The organism is Amycolatopsis sp. NPDC000009, assembly GCF_055563465.1.
Map to the genome: position 1 here is coordinate 224,818 of NZ_JBVHDI010000010.1, position 17,814 is coordinate 242,631.

22 protein-coding genes and 2 tRNA genes are annotated in these 17,814 nt (G+C 68.0%); 6 read left to right on the forward strand and 18 right to left on the reverse strand.

Annotated elements, in window-relative coordinates; genetic code table 11:
* Positions 1-12: 12 nt before the first annotated feature.
* From ACZ3HL_RS25950 to ACZ3HL_RS25965, 4 genes are read right to left on the reverse strand one after another with little or no spacing between them, the layout of a single operon-like run.
* On the reverse strand, positions 13-2,268 hold the full coding sequence (locus ACZ3HL_RS25950; protein WP_465534319.1) for a heavy metal translocating P-type ATPase: 2,256 nt from the start codon (positions 2,266-2,268) through the stop codon (positions 13-15).
* A 26-nt stretch (positions 2,269-2,294) separates the two neighbouring features.
* Positions 2,295-3,263, reverse strand: coding sequence for a hypothetical protein (locus ACZ3HL_RS25955; protein WP_465534321.1), 969 nt, complete (start codon positions 3,261-3,263; stop codon positions 2,295-2,297).
* Positions 3,264-3,315: 52 nt separating this feature from the next.
* Positions 3,316-3,522: a heavy-metal-associated domain-containing protein gene (locus ACZ3HL_RS25960; RefSeq protein WP_257484960.1), complete on the reverse strand. Its 207-nt coding sequence runs from the start codon at positions 3,520-3,522 to the stop codon at positions 3,316-3,318.
* 32 nt (positions 3,523-3,554) lie between these two features.
* A complete protein-coding gene (locus tag ACZ3HL_RS25965; protein WP_465534323.1) occupies positions 3,555-3,836 on the reverse strand; it encodes a metal-sensitive transcriptional regulator in 282 nt (93 codons plus the stop codon).
* A 186-nt stretch (positions 3,837-4,022) separates the two neighbouring features.
* Between ACZ3HL_RS25965 and ACZ3HL_RS25970 the strand changes: the two genes are divergently transcribed.
* On the forward strand, positions 4,023-4,304 hold the full coding sequence (locus tag ACZ3HL_RS25970; protein ID WP_436459109.1) for a metal-sensitive transcriptional regulator: 282 nt from the start codon (positions 4,023-4,025) through the stop codon (positions 4,302-4,304).
* Between the two features lie 52 nt (positions 4,305-4,356).
* Here ACZ3HL_RS25970 and ACZ3HL_RS25975 read toward each other — a convergent pair whose 3' ends face one another.
* The 3 genes from ACZ3HL_RS25975 to ACZ3HL_RS25985 are packed head-to-tail and all read right to left on the reverse strand — an operon-like array spanning position 4,357 to position 5,392.
* Positions 4,357-4,557: a CDGSH iron-sulfur domain-containing protein gene (locus ACZ3HL_RS25975; protein WP_465534325.1), complete on the reverse strand. Its 201-nt coding sequence runs from the start codon at positions 4,555-4,557 to the stop codon at positions 4,357-4,359.
* Between the two features lie 38 nt (positions 4,558-4,595).
* Entirely contained in the window at positions 4,596-4,802 is a 207-nt protein-coding gene (locus tag ACZ3HL_RS25980) for a heavy-metal-associated domain-containing protein (protein WP_465534327.1), read from the reverse strand.
* Positions 4,803-4,828: 26 nt separating this feature from the next.
* A complete protein-coding gene (locus tag ACZ3HL_RS25985) occupies positions 4,829-5,392 on the reverse strand; it encodes a thioredoxin family protein (RefSeq protein WP_465534329.1) in 564 nt (187 codons plus the stop codon).
* 153 nt (positions 5,393-5,545) lie between these two features.
* Between ACZ3HL_RS25985 and ACZ3HL_RS25990 the strand changes: the two genes are divergently transcribed.
* The 4 genes from ACZ3HL_RS25990 to ACZ3HL_RS26005 all read left to right on the forward strand — a co-directional run bounded on the left by ACZ3HL_RS25990 (position 5,546) and on the right by ACZ3HL_RS26005 (position 9,660).
* A complete protein-coding gene (locus ACZ3HL_RS25990) occupies positions 5,546-6,208 on the forward strand; it encodes an ArsR/SmtB family transcription factor (protein WP_465534331.1) in 663 nt (220 codons plus the stop codon).
* Positions 6,205-7,392, forward strand: a complete 1,188-nt coding sequence (locus tag ACZ3HL_RS25995) for a cysteine desulfurase family protein (protein WP_465534333.1) — start codon at positions 6,205-6,207, stop codon at positions 7,390-7,392. Before ACZ3HL_RS25990 ends, ACZ3HL_RS25995 begins: the two co-directional genes overlap by 4 nt.
* Positions 7,393-7,576: 184 nt before the next feature.
* Positions 7,577-8,836: an MFS transporter gene (locus ACZ3HL_RS26000; RefSeq protein ID WP_465534335.1), complete on the forward strand. Its 1,260-nt coding sequence runs from the start codon at positions 7,577-7,579 to the stop codon at positions 8,834-8,836.
* Positions 8,833-9,660, forward strand: coding sequence for a class I SAM-dependent methyltransferase (locus ACZ3HL_RS26005; protein WP_465534337.1), 828 nt, complete (start codon positions 8,833-8,835; stop codon positions 9,658-9,660). Before ACZ3HL_RS26000 ends, ACZ3HL_RS26005 begins: the two co-directional genes overlap by 4 nt.
* Here the strand turns inward: ACZ3HL_RS26005 and ACZ3HL_RS26010 are convergent.
* The 3 genes from ACZ3HL_RS26010 to ACZ3HL_RS26020 are packed head-to-tail and all read right to left on the reverse strand — an operon-like array spanning position 9,635 to position 10,870.
* Positions 9,635-9,994: a class I SAM-dependent methyltransferase gene (locus ACZ3HL_RS26010; protein WP_465534438.1), complete on the reverse strand. Its 360-nt coding sequence runs from the start codon at positions 9,992-9,994 to the stop codon at positions 9,635-9,637. The genes ACZ3HL_RS26005 and ACZ3HL_RS26010 overlap by 26 nt on opposite strands.
* Before the next feature lie 19 nt (positions 9,995-10,013).
* Positions 10,014-10,274 (reverse strand): class I SAM-dependent methyltransferase, encoded by a 261-nt coding sequence (locus tag ACZ3HL_RS26015; protein ID WP_465534339.1) that lies wholly within the window; start codon positions 10,272-10,274, stop codon positions 10,014-10,016.
* The gene (locus ACZ3HL_RS26020; protein ID WP_465534341.1) at positions 10,271-10,870 is read right to left on the reverse strand and encodes a TetR/AcrR family transcriptional regulator; all 600 of its coding nucleotides are present in this window, start codon (positions 10,868-10,870) and stop codon (positions 10,271-10,273) included. Before ACZ3HL_RS26020 ends, ACZ3HL_RS26015 begins: the two co-directional genes overlap by 4 nt.
* Positions 10,871-10,956: 86 nt before the next feature.
* Here ACZ3HL_RS26020 and ACZ3HL_RS26025 point away from each other — a divergent pair, with 86 nt between their 5' ends.
* On the forward strand, positions 10,957-12,132 hold the full coding sequence (locus ACZ3HL_RS26025) for a cytochrome P450 (RefSeq protein ID WP_465534343.1): 1,176 nt from the start codon (positions 10,957-10,959) through the stop codon (positions 12,130-12,132).
* Between the two features lie 227 nt (positions 12,133-12,359).
* Here ACZ3HL_RS26025 and ACZ3HL_RS26030 read toward each other — a convergent pair whose 3' ends face one another.
* The 8 genes from ACZ3HL_RS26030 to ACZ3HL_RS26065 all read right to left on the reverse strand — a co-directional run bounded on the left by ACZ3HL_RS26030 (position 12,360) and on the right by ACZ3HL_RS26065 (position 17,789).
* Complete coding sequence (locus tag ACZ3HL_RS26030) at positions 12,360-12,638, reverse strand: hypothetical protein (protein ID WP_465534345.1); 279 nt, start codon at positions 12,636-12,638, stop codon at positions 12,360-12,362.
* Between the two features lie 47 nt (positions 12,639-12,685).
* Positions 12,686-13,093 carry a bacterial transcriptional activator domain-containing protein gene (locus ACZ3HL_RS26035; RefSeq protein ID WP_465534347.1) on the reverse strand — a complete coding sequence of 136 codons (408 nt, stop codon included), beginning with the start codon at positions 13,091-13,093 and terminating at the stop codon, positions 12,686-12,688.
* Between the two features lie 34 nt (positions 13,094-13,127).
* The gene (locus ACZ3HL_RS26040) at positions 13,128-15,395 is read right to left on the reverse strand and encodes a LysM peptidoglycan-binding domain-containing protein (RefSeq protein ID WP_465534349.1); all 2,268 of its coding nucleotides are present in this window, start codon (positions 15,393-15,395) and stop codon (positions 13,128-13,130) included.
* Positions 15,396-15,405: 10 nt separating this feature from the next.
* A complete protein-coding gene (locus ACZ3HL_RS26045) occupies positions 15,406-15,810 on the reverse strand; it encodes a pilus assembly protein TadG-related protein (RefSeq protein WP_465534351.1) in 405 nt (134 codons plus the stop codon).
* 333 nt (positions 15,811-16,143) lie between these two features.
* On the reverse strand, positions 16,144-16,413 hold the full coding sequence (locus tag ACZ3HL_RS26050) for a hypothetical protein (protein WP_465534353.1): 270 nt from the start codon (positions 16,411-16,413) through the stop codon (positions 16,144-16,146).
* 314 nt (positions 16,414-16,727) lie between these two features.
* Positions 16,728-16,800, reverse strand: a tRNA-Glu gene (locus ACZ3HL_RS26055).
* Between the two features lie 131 nt (positions 16,801-16,931).
* Positions 16,932-17,003 (reverse strand) — tRNA-Gln (locus ACZ3HL_RS26060).
* A gap of 51 nt (positions 17,004-17,054) precedes the next feature.
* Positions 17,055-17,789, reverse strand: a complete 735-nt coding sequence (locus ACZ3HL_RS26065; protein WP_192744081.1) for an HAD family hydrolase — start codon at positions 17,787-17,789, stop codon at positions 17,055-17,057.
* Positions 17,790-17,814 lie beyond the last annotated feature (25 nt).

The following is a 17,814-nucleotide window of genomic DNA, read 5'->3' on the forward strand; positions in this document are numbered from 1 at the left end:
ATCGGGCGAGGGTCAGCTCGCTGTGCTGCGGAATCCCTTGAGCCGCAGGCTGTTCGTGACCACGAAGACCGAGCTGAACGCCATCGCGGCGCCGGCGATCATCGGGTTGAGCAGCCCCGCCGCGGCCAGTGGCAGCGCCGCGACGTTGTAGGCGAAGGCCCAGAACAGGTTGCCCTTGATGGTGCGCAGCGTCCGGCGCGAGAGCCGGATCGCGTCCACCGCCGCCCGCAGGTCGCCGCGGACGAGGGTGAGATCCGACGCCTCGATGGCGACGTCCGTGCCGGTGCCCATGGCCAGGCCGAGGTCGGCCTGTGCCAGCGCGGCCGCGTCGTTGACGCCGTCGCCCACCATCGCGACCACCTTGCCCTCGCCCTGCAGCCGCTTGACCACGTCGACCTTGTCCTTGGGCAGGACCTCCGCGATCACCTCGGTGATCCCGACTTCCGCGGCCACCGCACGGGCCACGGCCTCGTTGTCCCCGGTGAGCAGGACCGGCGTCAGGCCGAGCGCCCGCAGCTGCGTGATGGCTTCGGCGGAGGTCGGCTTCACCGTGTCGGCGACGACGAGTACGGCGCGGGCCTTCCCATCCCAGCCGACGGCGATCGCGGTACGGCCGTCCTTCTCTTCGGCCGCCTTCGCCTCGGCGAGGTCCGCCGGCAGGTGGTGCGCCCACTCCTCCAGCAGCGCGCTGCGTCCGGCCAGCACCGCCTTTCCGTCGACAATCCCTTGCACGCCAAGGCCTTCGACGTTGGTGAACTCCTCGACGGCGGGCAGCTCGCCCACCCGTTCCCGTGCCGCGCGGGCGATGGCCTGCGCGATCGGGTGCTCCGACGCGTTCTCCAGCGCACCGGCCAAGCGCAGTGTCTTCTCCTCGTCGACGTCTTCGGCGACGTGGACCGCCACCAGCGACATCTGCCCGGTGGTCACGGTGCCCGTCTTGTCGAGGACGACCGTGTCGACCGAACGCGTGGACTCCAGCACTTCCGGGCCCTTGATCAGGATCCCGAGCTGCGCACCCCGTCCGGTGCCGACCAGCAGCGCGGTCGGGGTCGCCAGGCCCAGCGCGCACGGGCAGGCGATGATCAGCACGGCGACCGCCGCGGTGAACGCCGCCGCCACCGAGCCACCGGCCCCGAGCCAGAACATCAGCGTGCCGACGGCGAGCGCGATCACGATCGGCACGAACACACCCGAAACCCGGTCGGCCAGTCGTTGGACCTGCGCCTTGCCGGTCTGCGCGTCCTCCACCAGCTTCGCCATCTGCGCCAGCTGCGTGTCCGCGCCGACCCGCGTCGCACGGACGACGAGCCGCCCGCCCGCGTTGACCGTCGCACCGACCACGGCGTCGCCGGGCCCAACCTCGACGGGGACGCTCTCGCCGGTCAGCATGCTCGCGTCGACGGCGGAGCTGCCTTCGGCGATCACACCGTCGGTGGCGATCTTCTCCCCCGGCCGGACCACGAACCGGTCCCCGACGACGAGCTGGTCGACCGGGATCCGCTCTTCCTTGCCGTCACGGAGAACGGCGACGTCCTTCGCTCCCAGCTCCAGCAAGGCCCGCAGCGCGGCACCGGCCCGGCGCTTGGACCGCGCCTCGAAGTACCGTCCGGCGAGGATGAACGTCGTCACCCCGGCGGCGACCTCGAGATAGATGTTGCCGTCCCCGGCCATCCGCTCCACGGTCAGCTCGAAGGCGTGCGTCATGCCCGGCGTTCCCGCGCTGCCGAACAGCAGCGCGTACAGCGACCACAGGAACGCGGCGAGCGTGCCCATCGAGATCAGGGTGTCCATGGTGGCCGCGCCGTGGCGCAGATTCGCCCACGCCGCCTTGTGGAACGGCCACGCCGCCCACACCAGCACCGGCGCGGCCAGCGTCAGCGAAATCCATTGCCAGTAGGTGAACTGGAACGCGGGCACCATCGCCAGCAGGATCACCGGCACCGACAGCACCGCCGAACCGATCAGCCGCTGCCGCAACGGCGCGATCGGATCGGCCTCCTCGGCGGGCCCGTCCGGCTGCTCCTGCTTCGGCGGAGCGGGCAGGGCGGCCGCGTAACCGGCCGCCTCCACCTGCTCGATCAGCCGCTGGGGTTCGATGTCCCCGCTGTAGGTGACCTTCGCCTTCTCCGTGGCGTAATTGACCGTGGCGGTGACGCCGTCCAGCTTGTTCAGCTTCTTCTCGATGCGCATCGCGCACGACGCGCAGGTCATCCCGGTGATCGCGAGTTCGACCTCGGCCGTGGTGGCCTGGTCCAGATCGGAAGTCATCGTGGTCACTCCTTTCCGGCTCGCGGTCAGCCGTGTCCGCCGTGGCCGTCGTCGGCCGCCGGGGGTGGGGTCTGGTTCTGGGGCGCCGGAGGGGCCGGAGCAGGTGTGCCGGCGGTGGCGACGGTGAACTCGGCCGTGCGGACCTTGCCCTGGTGCTGGAAGTCCAGGAACAGCCGGTACGTCCCCGCCGAGGGGACTTCGGCGAAGAAGGTCACCGTCGGGCCGGGCTTCGTACGGCCGTCTCCGGGCTCGCCGTCCGGGTGGACGTGCAGATACGCGAGGTCGCCACCGCGCAGCGCCACCAAGTGCCCGTAAGCGCCCAGGTACGGCTGCAGATCGGTCACCTCACGGCCGTCCTTGATCACCGTCAAGGTCACCTTCGACGACTTGCCCGGTGCCAGGTCGCCGTCCAGGCGGACCTGGTAGCCATCGACGTCCGCGACGCGCGACGGCTGATATTCGGCGGGGGTGAAATCGCCGGCCACCGCGACGTCGGCACCGAGTGTCGTGGCCGAACCGCCCGTCGGCTTGAAATCGGCGAAAACGCGGTAGCTGCCCGCCTGGGGCAGGGCCAGCGGGACGCTCCACACGCCGTCGGGCGCGAGTTCGGGATGCACGTGCTGGAAACCGGCGGTGTCACGGCGGACGACGATCAGGTGCATCCGCTTCTCGTGCTCGACGTCGTAAGCGGTGACCGGCGTGCCGCCAGGGCCGAGGATCTTGAAGGAGAAAGGCTGGGTCGTGCCCGCGGTGAGCGTCGTGGTGGTGGGCGTGAGGGTGTAGCCGCCCCTGGACGACGCGAGCCCGCCGGGCTCGTCGGTCGGCGCCGCCTCCGCGACGGTGCCGCTGTGAGCGTCCCCATCCCCGGCGTCCTCGCCACCGGGAAGGCCGGCAGCGCCGGCGAAAGGACCGACAGCGGTGCCTGCGGCCCAGGCGCCACCGGCGACCAGGGCAAGCGCCACACCGTAGGCGGAGAGCTTCGCAACTGTGTTCATCGTGAAGTCCTTAGTGCGGGGTGATCCCCGCCATCGGGAGCCGGACCGCGAATCAGGCGGTCAGCTCGTATCCGGCTTCTTCGACGGCCGCACGGACATCCGCGACCTCGGGTTCCTGCGAGCTGGTCACGGTCACCGCGCCGGTGGGCAGATCCACCCGGACGCCGGTGACACCGTTGATCTTGCCGACCTCTTCGGTGACGGAACGGACGCAGTGGTCGCAGGTCATGCCGGTGACGGTGTAGGTGGTCTCGCTCATCGTGGTTCTCCTGGCGATTTCGGTACGTGGTCTCAGGAACGGACCAGGCGGGCGATGACGTCGCTCGCCTCCTGGATCTTTTCGTCGGCCTCGGTGCCGCCCTTGGCGATGGCATCGGAAACGCAGTGCCTGAGGTGTTCGTCCATCAGCCCCAGCGACACCGACTGCAACGCCTTGGTGGCCGCGGACACCTGCGTCAGGATGTCGATGCAGTACTTGTCCTCTTCGACCATCCGCTGCAGACCCCGGATCTGTCCTTCGATCCGCCGCAGCCGGGTCAGGTATTCCTCTTTGCCTTGCGTGTATCCGTGCATTTCGTGTCCTCCTGGGACCGACTTTACATACCCTAGGGGGGTAGGGCAATGGGCATACCCCCGTGACGTATGCCACGCCACCCTGGACCTCATGCGGCCACCAAAAGCGTTGAAACCCGCCTGCACGTACGACTCCCGACCGGGCATGATTGAGAGGTACGCGGAATCCCGACTCGAGGAGTGAGCGTGGCCGATCACGGCGACGACAAGGAGCGCCAGCTCAAACGCCTACGACGCGTCGAGGGGCAGATCAGGGGCCTGCAGAAGATGGTCGAAGAGGACAAGTACTGCATCGACGTCCTCACCCAGGTCTCCGCGGCGACCCGCGCCTTGCAATCGTTCTCCCTCGAACTCCTCGAACGACACCTGGCCGGCTGCGTCGTCGAAGCCGCCGCGAAAGGCGGCCCCGAGGCGGACAGGAAGATCCGGGAAGCGTCCGAAGCGATCGCACGCCTGGTGCGCTCCTGACTTCTGCGTCACGACAAGCGGGCGGGTGACCTCCTCGCCACCCGCCCACTTCCTATTCCGCCTCAACGACTGCCCTGGTCGCCATGAACCCGGTCCGGGCATGCGCGCCGTCACAGAACGGCTTTTTCGCCGAATTCCCGCACCGGCACAGCAATTGAGTGCGTCCGGTCAGTTCGTATTCTTCGCCGTCGTGGTCGACCAGCCGAACAGGCCCCTTCACCTGATACGGCCCGTTGTTCACGACCTTGATCACGACAGCTGGTTCAGCTCCGTTCTCCGCGGCCATCGACGTCAGCCGACCACCTCGTAGCCCGCCTCTTTGACCGCGGATCGCACCAACTGCTCGTCGACCGGCCCCTCGCTCACGACAGTCACTTCGCCGGTCGCGATGTCCGCGTCCACGTCACTGACCCCGGCGACACCGCTCACCGCCGTCGTCACCTTGGTCATGCAGCCCGAGCAGGTCATGCCCTTGACCGTGTACACAGTGCTGTCCATCAGCTCTCACCGTTCGGTTCGACAACTCACTTCGCGGCGATCCGTTCGCCGTCACGCTGCCACAGTGACATTACCCCCGTAGGGTATTTTAGGAGCTGTTGTTCTTGCCCCACAACAAGGATCGACCTTCCAGGCACGCGCCGACGACCACCTTCCCAAAACCACGGCCTCTGCCGAGCCGCCAGCGGTCCAGCCGCACTTCGTGATGTCGGGTTCGGCAGCTCCGGCGCCTCGCGTTCCGGACCGCAACCGCACCCGCCGCCCGTGTCCGGCGTGGATCTGGCCGCCGTCTCGAACAGCGCGCGCAGGACAGGCATCGGCTGGGCGCCCACCACCGACGCGACCGGTTCCCCACCGGCGAGCACGAACAAGGTCGGGGTCGACGTCACACCGAACCGCGCCACCAGGCCCGGATTCTCGTCCGCGTCGACCTTCACCAGCCGCACGCCGGGCTCGAACTGCGCGGCCAGGTCGTCGAGAGCCGGCGCGATCCGGCGGCAATTCCCGCACCACGTCGCAGTGAACTCGACCACCACCGGTGACGCGCCGACCTCGTGCTCGAACGTCGCTTCCGTGATTTCCACCGTCATCGCCCACCTCGGAATCCCTGCGGCCGGTACCAACACCACAACGCTAAGCCCGTACCTCGGTACAACCTTCAATGAGACCTGCATCACATCCGAGCGTGGCGCCAAGATGCAATAATCCATAGATCAATGGAAGAGTCTTTTGTGGAGGACAGCATGACCGGCTCGAAGGCGGGTCTCTACGACGCGTTCGCGGCCAGCGGGAAGGCCCTGGCGAGCGGGAAACGCCTGGAGTTGCTGGATCTCCTGGCGCAGGGCGAGCGCACCGTGGACGCGCTGGCGAAGGCGGCTGGGCTGAACCTCACCACCGCGTCGGCTCATCTGCAGACGCTCAAGCAGGCCGGGTTCGTGGTCACCCGCCGGGACGGTGTCCGGATCCACTACCGGCTGGCGGGTGAGGACGTCGCCCGGTTGTTCGCGCTGCTGCGCAAGGTCGCCGAGGCGCACCAGGCCGCCGTCGCGCCGGCGCGGGAGGCCTTCCTCGGTAAGGACGAGGGCGGTGAACTGAGCCGCGAGGAACTTCTCGAGCGCGCCGCCGCCGGTGACGTGGTGGTGCTCGACGTGCGGCCCGTGGCCGAATACCTGGCCGGACATATCCCTGGCGCGATCTCGATCCCGGTCGGCGAACTCGCCGACCGCATCGGCGAACTTCCGGACGAGACCGACATCGTCGTCTACTGCCGCGGCGAGTACTGCGTTCTCGCCTACGACGCGGTCCGCCTGCTCACCGAGCGGGGCCGCCGCGCGATCCGGCTCCACGACGGCATGCTGGAGTGGCGCCTGGCGGATCTGCCCGTGGACGCGGGAGCGCCCGCGTGACCCCGTCGCACCCCGGCCTGGCGAGTGGCCCGGTCTACCTCGACTACAACGCCACCACCCCGGTCGATCCCCGGGTGACCGAGCGGATGCTGCCGCATCTCACCGAGTACTTCGGCAACCCCTCCAGCGGCCACGCGTTCGCCGGCGCACCCAAGGCCGCGCTGGCGCACGCGCGATCGCAGGTCGCGAGCCTGATCGGCGCCGCACCACGGGAGATCGTGTTCACCGCGTCCGGTTCGGAAGCGGACCTGCTCGCGGTCCGCGGCGCCGTCCTGGCCTCCGGCCTGCCGCGTCCCCACGTCATCACCCAGGTCACCGAGCATCCCGCCATCCTGCAGACCTGCGAAGCCCTCGAACGCCTGCACGGCGCCCGGATCACGCTGCTCCCGGTCGACGCCGACGGCCGGGTAGACCCGGCCGGGCTCGCAGCCGCTCTGACCGCCGAGACCGCACTTGTTTCGGTGATGGCCGCGAACAACGAAACCGGTGCCCTGCAACCGATCCGTGAGCTGGCCGCGCTCGCCCGGCGGGCCGGGGCCCTGGTCCACTGTGATGCCGCGCAGGCGATCGGCAAGATCCCGGTCGACGTCGACGCGCTGGGGGTGGATCTGCTGACCATCGTGGGCCACAAGATGTACGCGCCCAAAGGCGCCGCGGCGCTTTACGTCCGCGACGGCGTCCGACTGGAACCCGTGGTGTACGGCGGCGGACAGGAACACGGACTGCGGGCGGGCACCGAGAACGTCGCCCTCGCGGTCGCGCTCGGAGCGGCCGCCGAACTCGCCGCCGACGACCTCGCGAACGGCTCACCGGACCGGATCGCCGCCCTGCGCGACGAACTGCACCGCCGTCTCGACGGCGCGCTGCCCGGCAGGGTGCAGCTCAACGGCCCGGTCGGTGCCCGGCTGCCGAACACGCTCAACATCAGCGTCGACGGAACCGCGGGACACGAGATCCTCGCCGCTTCGCCCACCATCGCCGCGTCGACAGGGTCCGCCTGTCACAGCGGCATCCACTCGCCCTCCCCCGTGCTGACCGCGATGGGGATCGAACCTCGACGGGCGCTCTCGGCGCTGCGGCTGTCCCTTGGCCGTTGGAGCACGGCAGACGACATCGAGATCGCGGCGACCGCACTGGCCAAGGCGGTCACCGATGGTTTCACGACCGACCGGGAGGAGGGATGACCGGGCCCACGACGCGGGGATCGTCCACTCCCAGCGTGCACGCCGGTGAACGCCGGGGGAGCCATCCGCAACCCGCTTCGCACCCGTTCGACGTTCGCTTTCAGCTCCACCGCCGATCGACACCCGAGATCCGCCGGTGCCCGTCTCGGCTGAGGCGGGCGGACCACTCGCTGAAAGATCCTTCATGACCACTGGCACTCCCCTCACTCCTCTGTCCACACAGGACAATCCGTCGCAGCGGCGTGTCCTCACCGTCCTGTTCCTCTCCCAGATCCTCAGCGGCGCCGGCCTGGCCGCCGGGATCACCGTCGGCGCCCTGCTGGCGCAGGACATGCTCGGCACAACCGGCCTCGCCGGACTACCCAGCGCTCTCTACACCGCCGGTTCCGCGGTCGCCGCAGTCGCAGTCGGCCGCCTGTCGCAGTACCGGGGCCGTCGTCCCGGACTGGCCGCCGGATATCTGACCGGGGCACTGGGCAGCGCCGGTGTCGTCCTCGCCGCCGTCTTCGACTCCCCCGTCCTGCTGTTCACGGCACTGGTCGTCTACGGCGCCGGGACGGCGACGAATCTCCAGGCCCGCTACGCCGGGGCCGACCTGGCCACCCCCGCCCGCCGAGGCCGGGCGCTGTCCACCGTGCTCGTCGCGACCACTCTCGGCGGTGTCGTGGGGCCCAACCTCGCCTCCCCGATGGGCGCGCTCGCCGACGGGCTCGGTATCCCGCATCTGGCCGGACCGTTCCTGCTGGCCGGGACCGCTTACGGGACCGCCGCGCTGGTCCTGGCGATCTGGCTCCGCCCCGATCCGCTGCTGCTCGCCCGCGAGCTCGCCGGTTCAGGACCAGCCCAACCCGCCACCGCGAGGCCGGGATCAGGGGCGAGGCGTTCGGGCAGCGTCAGATTCGGCGCGGTGGTCATGGTGCTCACCCAGCTCGTCATGGTGGCGATCATGACGATGACGCCGGTTCACATGCAGCACCACGGCCACGGCACCGCCGCCTCCGGGCTCGTCATCGCGATCCACGTCGCCGCCATGTACCTGCCGTCGCCGGTCACGGGAATGCTCGTGGACCGGTTCGGGACGATGGCGATCGCGGCGTCCTCCGGTGTCACGCTCCTGACCGCCGGAATACTCGCCGCCGTCGCACCCGCCGAGTCGGTCCCCCTACTCGCGCTCGCGCTGGCGCTGCTCGGCCTGGGCTGGAACTTCGGGCTCGTCGCGGGCACCACGATCATCACCGACACCGTTCCCCTCGCCTCCCGCGCCAAGACACAGGGCCTGGTCGACGTCTCGATCGCGATCGCCGGAGCCACCGGCGGACTGGCCTCCGGAATCGTCACCGCCGCGACCAGCTTCGGCTTCCTGGCCGTCAGCGGCGGCGTTCTGGCCCTCACCATCGTGTTCTTCCTCCCCGCCAAGGAAAATCGGAAAGGAACGGCCGAGTGACCGCACTGCACCGATGGGCGGACGCGCTCGCCTCCTGGGCCATCCCGCCCGGCATCCTCGCGGCAGCACCGGAATCACCGTGGGTCCTGCCCCGCCAGGTGTTCCAGCGGCGCGCCGACACCCAGATCGCCGCGCCGACCGGCGCCACACACAGCGCCGCCCGCGCGGCCCTGGCCGAACCCGGCTCGGTGCTCGACGTCGGCGCCGCCGCCGGGGCGACGAGCCTGCCCCTCCTGAGCCGGTGCCCGGTCCGGGAATTGACGGCGGTCGACGCGGACGACGACCTGCTGGCCGGGTTCGCCGCACGGGCGGCCGATCTCGGCCTGCCCGCGACCGTCCTTTCCGGACGATGGCCGGACCTCGCCGACGAGACCCCGGTCGCCGACGTCGTGGTGTGCGGCAACGTCGTCTACAACGTCGCCGACCTCGCTCCCTTCGTGCACGCGCTGACCACACACGCCCGGCGACGAGTGATCGTCGAAGTCGCCGCGGCACACCCGCTCACCGAGCTGAACCCGCTGTGGCGGCACTTCCACGGCATCGACCGCCCCACCGGACCCACCGCCGACGACTTCCTCGCCGTCCTCGGCGAACTGGGTATCGAACCCGCGGTCGCCCAGTGGCGGCGCCTCCCGGAGGCGGAGTACGCCACCTTCGCCGAACTGGTCGACGTCACCCGTAGGCGGCTCTGTTTGCCCGCCGACGCCGAGTCCGAGGTGGCCGTCGCGGTGCGCGAACTCGGCGTGGATCCCGCGCTGCCGCCGGATCTGGGCTCGTCCGGCCGCGTTCTGGTGACGGTCAGCTGGCCGGGCCGCGGCGTTTGACCGCCGCGACCCGCTCGACCGTGCCGAACTTACGCCGCTCGCTGCGCGTCACCTCGAAACCAGCCGGAGCGAGCAGCGGCAACGGACGACGGGTCTGGTAGTCACCGATCATCCGGACGGTGAACTTCTCCAGCAGCCGCTGCCCGAACCTGAGCACCCTGTGCTGGCTTCCGACGTGGTCGAGCAGTAACAGTGTTCCGGCAGGGCGCAGGACACGGTGCATCTCGGCGACCGCGACGCGCTCGTCCGGGACACCGCACAACCCCAGCGTGCAGACCACCGTGTCGAAGGACCCCTCCGGACACGGCAGGGCTTGCGCGTCGCCCTCCCGCAGATCGACATCGAGTCCGACCTCACGCGCACGAACCCCCGGCGATCTCCAGCATGCCGGGGCTCAGGTCGACACCGGTCAGCCACACCCCGGCCGGATAGTGCGCGAAATTGAGCCCGGTACCGACCGCGACCTCCAGCACGTCGCCACTCGCCTGACCGCACACCCACTCCCGGCCGCCGGCGAACTGCAGTCGTTCCATCACGCCGATATCCCGGTCATAGCGTCCCGCGTAGCGATCCCACGCCTCGCGAAGTCGTTCAGTGCCGTGTTCGTCACTCATGCCGTTGATCCCTCCGGCCGGTCAACAGCCCCGGCCACGTCGACGATGGTGTGCACGATCCGGGCGATGCGGCCCGCGGCCTGATCCGGATCCGGCTGTCCCGCGTCGAGCCAGGCGATCACCGCCTCGAGCGTGACCGCGGGGACCACCTGGACCGCCCAGTCCAGCCACGGGCCGTCCGGGATCGCGGCGGCGAGCTCCTTGCGGGTGACCTCGGCGGAGCCGGACCGGATGCCGTCCACCACATCGCGGAACTCAGGTTCCCGCACCGCGTGGCGGAACAGCAGCCGGAAACCGTCCGGATCGTCTGCGGCGCTGCGCAGCAGCGCGGGCAGGCTGCCCTCGTCGTAGTCCCCGGACCCCACCGTGGCGCCGAGCCGAGCGCACGCCCGGTCGAGCACGGCCCGATACATGTCGCTCTTCGAGTCGAAATGCCGGTACAGCAGCACACGCGTGATTCCCGCTTCGGCTGCCACGTCGTCCAGACCCGTGGCGGCGTAACCGCTGCGCGCGAACGCCCGGGTCGCCGCGTCCAGGATCTGCTCGCGCCGTTCGGCGCGCGGCATGCGCCGGACGGTCTTCGGTTCAGCCACCATCACACCTCCACTTGTCAACACCAGAGTATACAAGTACGGTTGTTAACAGCAACATATACAACTACGAGTTCACAAAGGGGTTCATCGTGAGCGCTCCAGCCCAGCTGCCTTTCGACCAACCGGACCTGCTGGGGGTCGCGCCCCAGTTGCGCGCCTTGCAGGCCCAGGGACCGATCCACCGGATCCGCACGGCCGTCGGCGACGACGCCTGGCTGGTCACCGACCACGCGCAAGTGCGACGCCTGCTCACCGACGACCGGCTGGGCCGATCCCACCGGGAACCCGAGAGCGCGGCGCGGACCGGCGAGTCGGCGCTGTTCGGTGGCCCGCAGGGCGCCTTCGACACCGAGCACACCGACCACGCCCGGATGCGCACCCTGCTGCAACCGCACTTCTCCCCCAAACACCTGCGCGCGCTCAGACCACGCATCGACGCACTCACCACACAACTGCTCGACGACCTGAGCAGCCGCCCGCACCCCGCCGACCTGCACACCGCGCTGGCCTTACCGCTGCCGATCCTGGTGATCTGCGACCTGCTCGGCGTCCCCTACGAGGACCGTGACCAGTTCCGCGCCTGGTCCGAAGCAGCCGCCGACATCCGAGACCGGGCGCGATCCGAGCAAGGACTGGGCGAACTGTTCGGCTACGGCATGCGCCTCGTCACCGCCAAACGGAAGACACCCGGAGACGACGTGATCTCCCGGCTGTGCGCGACCGACGGAGTCTCCGACGAAGAGGCCGCCATGCTGTCGATGGCGCTGCTGTTCGCCGGTCACGAGACCACCGTGGTCCAGATCGGCCTGAGCGCACTGCTCCTGCTCACCACCCCCGGCCAATGGAACGCCCTACTCGACAATCCCGGCCTCCTCCCGAACGCGATCGAAGAACTCCTCCGAGCACCAGGGAAAAACGGCGGCGGAATCCCTCGCTACGCGCGAACGGACTTCGAGATCCACGGCATCAGCATCCGCGCGGGCGACCTCGTACTGCTCGACACCGGCGCCGCCAACCACGATCCCGCCGTCTTCACCGAACCCGACCACGTCGACATCACCCGCAACGCCACGGCGCACCTGACCTTCGGGCACGGCGTCCGCTACTGCATCGGCGCCCCCCTGGCCCGCATGGAACTCCAAGCCGTGTTCTGCCAGCTGATCCCACGATTCCCGGCCATGCGCCTTGCCGTACCCGTCGGAGACCTGAAAATCCGACGAGACGTCCTCACCGGCGGCCTGACCGCACTCCCCGTCACATGGTGACCCGCCCACCCCCACCCGCGCGTCGAAGGTCTCAGCGGATCTGCCATTTCCCTTGTGCCACCCGCCGCGCACTGATGATGACCCGTCAGTTCGTCGCCGCCTGTCGCTGCGGTTGGCGCACCCGCGGTCCTTCCCATGTCCGCGTCCCGCTTGAAATGGCCTCCCGGCTCGCCACGACAAGGCCAGCGGGCGTCCGCCACAGGAGCTAGCCCCCGTAACGTCGCTTCCTAGCACCAGCCGACGTTCCACCGGTCGATCTGGTACGACATGCCACCGCCCCAGAGTGTTCCCCAGATCCTCTGGCCACCGAAGTCGAGTATGTCGTACAGTCCCTGCCCTTTGTTGACGAACCGGAGAATTACGCCGTGGTACCACAGCGGCACGTTGTCCTGGACGATGCACTGATAGAGCTCCTCGCGCGGCGAGGCCGCAGCCTGGGCCTCACTGACTCCCAAGACAGCCGCAAAAGCGAAGCCAATGGGCAGAATCTTTGTTGCGACAGACATGTTCTCTCCTAAAGGTTTCTCGCCTTCGAGGGAAGGCAAGACCATGCCTATCGCGACGTATTCGGGTGAGTGCAACGTAAATCCCTGGTGAGTCTGCCTTCACCAGGGCCCACCAGGGTGCCCACGAGCGCGGCGGTTTCCTCGTCGAGGTCGACATCGAGTGCGGCCGCGAGGTCAGCCAACTTCTCGGCGGTGGCTTTCACCGCGACGAGGTTTCCGGCCCGGTGCTCCACGCGGAGAAGGTCTCGGTAGAGGAGTTCGCTGACGGGTTCGGCGAGGAGACCGCGCAAGATCGCGCGACGTGCCGCTGGCAGGTCACCGGCCTGTTGGCAGATTTCAGCCAGCGAGTGGGCGACGTCGATGATGGCGTCGATCATTTCCCGCTGATGCCACGAGTTCCAGGCGTATCGGCCCGGCCCGATATTGCTGAAGGGCATGCCGGTGACGAGTTCCAATGCGGCTTCAAGTCGAGCCCGCCGATCCGACGCGTCACGGTTCGGCCCGGAGCCGGCGAGTTGCCGGAACCGATGCCAATCGCTGTTCATCGACTTCGACAGGCGGTAGCCGCCTCCGTTGGCCTCGACGTTCGGCAGGTAGAGGTCCCCGTTCTCCGTCGTGGCCGAGCCAGGTCCGCAACCGGGAGATGTAGCCCTGCCGCGTCGCCGCGGACCACGGACGCGTGTCCGTTCCGAGCTGCCGGGAGATTTCGTCGGCGGTCGCGCCGGGGTGAAGCAACAGGAACGCGGCGAGTTCGGTGAGCCGGTTGATCTTCTTGCCCTCGACGTTCATCGGGTCGACGTTGTGCAGCCCGACCGGACCGAGCAGTCTCAGCTCGGGTCCCGTTGCCGACGGCGGTACGAAGGGAACGGCCGGGAACTCATCCGCAGGTACCTGCTCGGCGTTGGCCTCGGCAGCGAGCGTCGCGATGAGTTTTTCCGCCTGATCGACCGTCAGACGCTGGGGCTCGACCTCGATGCCGAGTTCGTCGATCGACGTGGACTTCCCGGATACGTCCAGCCTCCAGCCATCCGACACCGACGAGCCGGAAGCGATCACAGCGGCAAGGCACTCAGGCTGCTCCACGTCGAAAGGTTCAGCAGACAGGATGACACCCGCCGGGACCGGGTCCGCCGCGGACAACTCGCCCACCGATGTGAAGTGGCGGAATCGATCATGGTTTTGCGCAGCAGTTGATCGACCAAAGCCGACCAAAGTCACCGGCACGGACTCAGTCCAAGCTGACGTTGCCAGTTCCCAATCCATGGCCAACAGGACAGGCTCGACTTCCTCCATGGTTCCGTCGAGCGTGATCGTGCCGATCTCGGTGAGATTGGCCATGACAAGGTCACGGCGAGGGTCGTGGCCGACCGTGACGAGAGCCGGATACGGTGCGGGAACTCCATCCAGCTCCTCGGCGTCCAGTGACTCGGCGAAGGGTTCGCTGCGTCCCTGCGGATACAGGACGACACCTCGGCCACCTACCACTGCGGACCGGACCGTCGGCAGTGAGGTGCCCTCTTCTCCGGCACGATGGGCCAGACTGCGCAACAGAACGTCAAGAGCCTCAGCAGTGGCAGGTTCCTCGGCCTTCCTGAGTGCCGTCTCCAGATCCGTGGACGGCAGGCGGCGAATTCGCTGCCCAGGCCGACGACGTCGTTGCGCAAGCATCCTGCGCCGAGCGACGGTCGCCAGGATGCCGGAGGCAAGCAGCCCTCCAAGCCCAACGGCGACCAGGGGTATCACGCTGTCGTCAACGGCGGGAGCGACCTCTGCGGGCGCCGGGTCAGGGATTGGTGCCGGCACTCGCTCCGGCACAGGTGAATTCGGTTCTTGCGGCCGGGCAGCTGGTGGCGCAGGCTCAGGCTCGGGCTCACAGCCAGGTGAAGCGACCGGAGCAGGAGCCGAGGCCCCAGCCGCTGCTCCTCCGCCGTGTGCAGGCGTGGCCGCTCCCGGAAGTCGAAGGACATCGCCGGGATGAATCCGATCCGGGTCGTCGAGGATCCGGCCTCCAGGCAGCGGGCGATCTCGGTTGAGCTCGAAGATCTCGACGTACCGGGCAGCCGAGCCGAGGCGCGTCTGAGCGATCTGCGTCAGCGTGTCCCCCTCCCTGACGACGACCTCGATACAGTGCGGTTCGACAGGCAGCGCAAGATGCCAACCCGGCTTGATCAAATCGACGCTTCGGAGCACCTCTCCATCTGCCTGACGCCGGCCCTGGTTCAGATCGAAGATCTCCTGATAGCGGCTCTCGTCGCCGAGCTGCTCAGCCGCGATGCTCATCAGCGAGTCACCGGGAACGACTCTGTAACCACCTGAGGGCGAAGGCTCTGCCTGAACCGGGGGCTGATGGCTACTTTGCCTTGCGACCTGCGGGGCGGCGATGGAAGCCGGGACGGCAGGTTGCGAGGCCTCGGCAACCGTCGTACCGACTACCAACCCGAAGAGGACACCCGCCACTAGTCGTTGCGCCCAGCGGAATCCACGCAGCCGCGGCGCCGCCACGCCACGCGCAAGCGCGACGCATTCGAGCACGACAGCGACAACGAGCTGCAACCAGGCGACCAGGCCGGCGGCCGCCACCACGAGGAGGAACACCTGCCCGGAGTCTCGGTCGGTGATCCAGCCGATGACTTCGCGGAAATCCGGCACGTGGTCCGGCACGAACGCCGACTTGAACGTCCACAGGAGGAGCGGCGGCCCGACGATGAGCACAACCAGTCCCAGGACGCCGAGGATGAGCCGCAGGAACCTTCGCATAACAGGGCTCCTATCCGTCGGAAACCAGATCAGCGACACCATGGCCGCGCACGGAGAACTCCGAAACTCCGATGATGCCGAGGAAGATCGTGCTCCTGGTGACCGCGGTGTCGACGACAATCCGGTTACCCTGCACGACAACGGTTCCGGCCATGCCTGTCGCCGCGAGGTAACGCTCCGCTTCGGCGACGGCTTGCTGCGGGTTGACGCCTGCGATTTGACCCGAGGCGAGAGCCTGCGTGCGCAACGCCTGTCCCGCTGCGCGCGCGGCCTCTTCGGCGACCGAGGTCGCCTCCGAATGGGCTTGGGCTTTACGACTGCCGTCGACCGCCCACCCGATCGCGATGATCAGGGCGAGGCTCAGCCCGACCAACCACACCGAAACAGAGCCGCGTTCATCACGCAAGCGGATCATCGGCGGGCTCCGTAGCGATCGATCGGTGACCGGAACTCCGCGGCCGCGAGTCGAGAACCCGGGATCATGAGGTCGCCGAATCTGATCTCACAGCTGACGGTGGCGATCACGTAGCCGGTCTCGCCCAGCGGCTTGGCGAAGTCTCGAGCATCGACGGCGGGTCCCGCGCGGACGATCAACCGAACAGCAACCCCAGCGCCGAGCGCACCTACCTCTTCCGCGGTATGGTCGTCCACAGCTGCGGACGGCGCATGGCCGGTGACACGAAACACAACCCATGCCGGGCTTCCAGCGGCGATCCGGCTCCGCGAGGACGAGCTTCTTGAAGCCGTTTCAGCTTTCTATGCCGATCGCCTCTTCGGCCCGGAGCGGCGAGGCATCATCGAAGCCGATCTGGCCACTGTGGACGACAGCGCAGCTCAGGAGCGCCGAGCGGAACGCGAGCGCCTTCAACGTCAACTGGCCGATGTGGCCAGACGGCAGGATTCGGTTCTTCGGCAAGCACAGGACGGTGCCCCGGACGATCCGTTCGCCAAGGCACTTCGCCAGAACTACAACAAGCTGGAGGACGACAAGTCCGCGGCGCTGGCCGCGATCGCGCATCTCGACGCCGAGGACGAGAAGCAGCCGGCGAAGCCCACCTCGTCAGACCTGGACCGCCTCGAAGGGCTCCCGCATCTCCAGCTCAATCTGGCCAAGGCACCTCAGGCGCTGCTTCGTCAACTCTTCGAAATCACCCAGCTCACCGTGAAGGTCCATGGCACTGGTGACCAAGTGACGATTACCATAAAGCTTCCGGTCGATCAGGTACCGGAGACAGCCGTCACCGCAGAAAGGATCAACGACGCGATGACCTCCACCGAAATACAAAAAGTCCCGACCGCTACGGTCGAGACTTTTTGGGTGGAAGCTGTACGTACCCCCGATGGGATTCGAACCCACGCTACCGGCGTGAGAGGCCGGCGTCCTAGGCCGCTAGACGACGGGGGCTAGGAACTTTCTCCTTCAGAAGGAGATTTTCAGTTGTTCACCTGCTGTGTTGCTGCGGAGAAACTTACCAGACCGGGTTTCCCGCCTTCGCAGGGGGGTCACTCTGTGTTCCACTCCGGAGAGTTCTCCAGCTGGGGTACCAGGACTCGAACCTAGACTAACTGGACCAGAACCAGTCGTGCTGCCAATTACACCATACCCCAGTGAGGTACCGTTCCGATCTTGACCGGCTCGGTGCCGCACGAGAAAGAATACTAGAGCACGCTGTTCCGCACCGTGAAAGCGGGGGTCTCCGTAGCGCGCTGAGCAGGGACGCCGAGCTTCGCGAACTCGGAAACGAGCAGCTCAGGCAGCTCGTCGAGGCCGGAGATGGTGTGCACGCCCGCCGGGGCGCGCTCGGCGATGCCGTCCCGGTCGAGCCAGACGGCGCCAAGGCCGGCGTCGCGGGCGCCGATGGCGTCGGTGTCGAGTTTGTCGCCGACGTGGACCGCCTGGGCCGGGTCGCAGCCGAGGCCGAGGCAGACCGAGTGGAACATCGCCGGATCCGGTTTGGCTACTCCGAGTTCACCGGCGATGGCGACGTGGTCGAAGAACCGGGCGAGCCCGAGGTCGGCGATCTTCTTGCGCTGATGCGCGCCGGAGGCGTTCGTGACGGCGGCGACGAGGACGCCCGCGGCTCTCAACCATTCCAGACAGGGGAGGACATCTTCGAACAATTGCCACGAACGGGTGAGAATTTCACGGCGACGTCTTTCGAAGCCCTTGACCTGGTCTTCGTCGGCCAAAATGCCGATCTCCGCCAGGAAACATTCAGTACGCTTGTGATGCATGGTCGCGTAATCGATTTCGCCCGCCACCACCAGCGCGACATGCTCTTCGGTGATCAGATCCCACAGCGGCCAAAGGTCGTTCTGGCCGGTGAGCGCGCTCAGGCTGAGCCGGATCGCCGCCGTGCAGTCGATCAACGTGTCATCGATGTCCAGGCACACCAACCGCAACTCAGGCGGCTCCCAC